This is a genomic window from Sulfitobacter sp. UBA4523, assembly GCF_002388305.1.
Taxonomy (GTDB): domain Bacteria; phylum Pseudomonadota; class Alphaproteobacteria; order Rhodobacterales; family Rhodobacteraceae; genus Sulfitobacter; species Sulfitobacter pontiacus.
The window spans coordinates 98090-101395 of record NZ_DGMH01000066.1 but is presented as its reverse complement, the minus strand read 5'-3'; the positions used below and the strand labels follow the sequence as shown (position 1 = coordinate 101395).

General features: G+C 62.2%; 4 protein-coding genes and 1 pseudogene. All 5 read left to right on the top strand.

The window, feature by feature from the left end:
* A pseudogene (locus B3849_RS16450) lies at nucleotides 1–631 on the top strand (UDP-N-acetylglucosamine 1-carboxyvinyltransferase); the annotation flags it as partial.
* The gene (locus B3849_RS16445; RefSeq protein ID WP_005851890.1) at nucleotides 628–1098 is read left to right on the top strand and encodes a DUF2948 family protein; all 471 of its coding nucleotides are present in this window, start codon (nucleotides 628–630) and stop codon (nucleotides 1096–1098) included. The pseudogene B3849_RS16450 and the gene B3849_RS16445, both read left to right, overlap by 4 nt.
* Before the next feature lie 81 nt (nucleotides 1099–1179).
* The gene (hisD, locus tag B3849_RS16440; protein ID WP_278375485.1) at nucleotides 1180–2481 is read left to right on the top strand and encodes a histidinol dehydrogenase; all 1302 of its coding nucleotides are present in this window, start codon (nucleotides 1180–1182) and stop codon (nucleotides 2479–2481) included.
* A gap of 94 nt (nucleotides 2482–2575) precedes the next feature.
* Nucleotides 2576–3055 carry a UPF0262 family protein gene (locus tag B3849_RS16435; RefSeq protein ID WP_009826222.1) on the top strand — a complete coding sequence of 160 codons (480 nt, stop codon included), beginning with the start codon at nucleotides 2576–2578 and terminating at the stop codon, nucleotides 3053–3055.
* Nucleotides 3056–3306, top strand: a 251-nt coding sequence (locus B3849_RS16430) for a low molecular weight phosphatase family protein (RefSeq protein ID WP_414718056.1), incomplete at its 3' end; no start/stop codon positions are given. It lies immediately after the preceding gene.

The window sequence follows — 3306 nt, the reverse complement described above, 5'->3', positions numbered from 1 at the left end:
CAGCCGGATCGAGATTCAGGGCGTGGACCGTCTGCATGGGGCGACCCACCGTGTTGTGACCGACCGGATCGAACTGGGCACCTATATGCTCGCCCCGGCGATGTGTGGTGGCGAGGTTGAATTGCTGGGCGGGCGCATCGACCTGCTGTCGGCTTTCTGCGAAAAGCTTGACGCGGCAGGGATCGACGTGACCGAGACGGACAAGGGTCTGAAAGTCGCGCGGCGCAATGGCGTGATCAATGCGGTGAATGTCACGACTGAACCTTTCCCCGGTTTCCCCACCGACCTGCAAGCCCAGATGATGGCGCTGCTGTGTACGGCGGACGGTACCTCGGTGCTGGAAGAGAAAATCTTCGAGAACCGCTTTATGCACGCGCCCGAGCTGATCCGCATGGGGGCCGATATCGAGGTCCACGGCGGCACCGCGACGGTGCACGGCGTCAAAAAACTGAAAGGTGCGCCGGTGATGGCGACCGATCTGCGCGCGTCGATTTCCCTGATCCTTGCCGGTATGGCCGCCGAAGGCGAAACGCGCGTCAGCCGTGTCTACCATCTGGATCGCGGGTACGAACATGTGGTGGCTAAACTGCGCGGCGTGGGCGCAAATATTGAACGGATCAAAGACCAATGACCGAAGATGCACGTTTCGAAGACGGGCGCGAAGCCCCGCTGAACCTCGGCGCGCTGGATGCCGATGACCTCAAGGTGATCTCCTCGCTGGCGCAGGACGCTGTGTTTCCGGGATCGGAAATGCGCTGGCTGCAAAAAGAGGGGCGCTTTGCCCTGCTGCTGAACCGCGTGCGGTGGGAAGACGCGGGCAAGTCGCGCCACGCCCCGGAACGCGTGCAAACAATCTTGATGTTCAGCAACGTGCAGCGCGTGTCCAGCCAAGGCGTGAACAAGGGGGATGCGGATACCATCCTGTCGCTGTTGCAGATCGAGTTCACCGAAACCGATGCGCCCTCGGGCGACGTGCTGCTGACCCTCGCGGGGGACGGCGTGATCCGGCTGACGGTCGAAGCGCTGGATGTGACCTTGAAGGATGTGACACGCCCCTATGTGGCCCCGTCGCGCAAGCTGCCGGAACATCCGGCCTAAGCGTTCTTCCACATTCTGTGCCGTGCGGGTCGCCCGCGTGGCATCCCTTCAAAGCCCATTGCACGTTGCAAAGGACATCCGATGCCCCAATTCTTAGACTTCGATCAGCCCGATTTCGAACAGGCGTTCACCGCACTGCTTTCTGCCAAACGTGAAGACAGCCCCGACGTGGACGACACAGTGGCCGAGATCATCGCGCAGGTGCGGTCCAAGGGCGATGCCGCGGTGATCGAGCTGACCCAGAAGTTCGACCGCATCGCGCTGACCCCCGACACCCTGCGCATCACCGCTGCTGAAGTCGACGCCGCGGTTGCCGAAGTCTCGGACGCGGATCGCACAGCGCTTGAACTCGCCGCGGCGCGTATCCGTGCCTATCACGAACGGCAGCTGCCCGAGGATGCCGAATGGCAAGACGACACTGGTGCCACGCTTGGCTGGCGGTGGAGCGCGGTATCCGCCGCAGGGCTTTATGTGCCCGGTGGTCTGGCAAGCTATCCTTCCTCTGTCTTGATGAACGCGATCCCGGCCAAGGTCGCGGGGGTAGAACGGCTTGCGATGGTCGTGCCCACGCCGGACGGGGTGCTGAACCCGCTGGTGTTGCTGGCTGCGCGGCTGGCGGGCGTTGACGAGATTTACCGCATCGGTGGGGCGCAGGCGGTGGCCGCACTGGCCTATGGCACCGACACGATCCCCCCCGTCGACAAGATCACCGGCCCCGGCAATGCCTATGTCGCTGCCGCGAAACGGCGGGTGTTTGGCAAGGTGGGCATCGACATGATCGCGGGCCCGTCCGAAATTCTCGTGATCGCGGATGGGGACAACGATGCTGACTGGATCGCGCTTGATCTGCTCAGCCAGGCCGAACACGACGAAAGCGCCCAATCGATCCTGATCACCACGGACAAGGCGTTTGGCCGCGCGGTGTCGGATGCTGTGGATGCGCGGTTGGAAACGCTGGAACGGCGCGCGATTGCGGGCACCAGCTGGCGCGAGAACGGGGCAATCATTACCGTGCCGGATCTGGCGACAGCCGCCAAGCTGAGCAACCGTATCGCGCCTGAACACCTTGAACTTTGCGTCGCGGATGTGGATGCGCTAAGTGCGCAGATCACCCACGCGGGCGCGATCTTCCTTGGTCAATGGACCCCCGAGGCGATTGGCGATTACGTCGGCGGGCCGAACCACGTGCTGCCCACGGCACGCTCTGCACGGTTTTCCAGCGGGCTGTCGGTGCTGGACTTTATGAAGCGCACGACACTGGCACGGATGACGCCGGACGCGCTGCGCGCGATCGGCCCGTCGGCTGAACGTCTGGCGCGATCCGAAAGCCTTGAGGCGCACGGTCTGTCGGTTACCGCAAGGCTGCGCAAACTGAACGACTGACGCAACGGCCCTTTGCCCGGCCCGCCGATGTCAATTGTAGAACCCCGCCGCCCGGTCTAAGGTCGGCGGGATAGACACTAAATGAGACGTCCCCATGTCCCGGATCACGCATATCGCGCTTGACGACGCGAACCTGCCCCCGCCCACGCCCGAGATAGAGCAAGAGCGCAAGGTCGCCATGTTTGATCTGCTGGAGGACAACGTCTTTACCCTGCCGTCGCGCGATGATCGCCCGGTGCCGCAAGGGCCGTACCATCTGGGCCTGTCGATCCGTGACAAACGGCTGGTCTTCGATGTGAACACCGAAAGCGCTGAAAAGGCGGCGGAATTCCATCTGTCGCTGGGGCCGTTCCGGCAGGTTGTCAAAGACTATTTCCAGATTTGTGAATCCTATTTCGAGGCGGTCAAGAAATCCGCCCCCTCGCAGATCGAGACCATCGATATGGCACGGCGCGGGATTCACAACGAAGGGTCTCGGGTGTTGCAAGAGCGGCTTGAAGGCAAGGCCGAGATCGATACAGATACGGCCCGCCGCCTGTTCACCCTCATCTGCGTTCTGCACTACGGCGGCTAGATGACCCAGAAACTGCCCCAATCGGTGCTGTTTTGCTGCGATCACAACGCGGTGCGGTCGCCTATGGCCGAAGGGTTGATGAAAAAGTTCTACGGCACGGGCACCTATGTGCAATCCGTCGGCGTTATGAACGATCTGGAAATCGACGGTTTCTCTATCGCGGTGTGCCAAGAGCTGGACGTGGAGTTATCCCGCCACCGGTCCCGCAGTTTCGACGAGATGGAGAATTGGGGCGATGATCTAAGCTCTTT

What these genes read in the sequence shown, in the direction of transcription:
- B3849_RS16445 (WP_005851890.1), top strand. Translation starts at nt 628, where the DNA reads ATGACCGAAGATGCACGTTTCGAAGACGGGCGCGAAGCCCCGCTGAAC.
- hisD (WP_278375485.1), top strand. Translation starts at nt 1,180, where the DNA reads ATGCCCCAATTCTTAGACTTCGATCAGCCCGATTTCGAACAGGCGTTC.
- B3849_RS16435 (WP_009826222.1), top strand. Translation starts at nt 2,576, where the DNA reads ATGTCCCGGATCACGCATATCGCGCTTGACGACGCGAACCTGCCCCCG.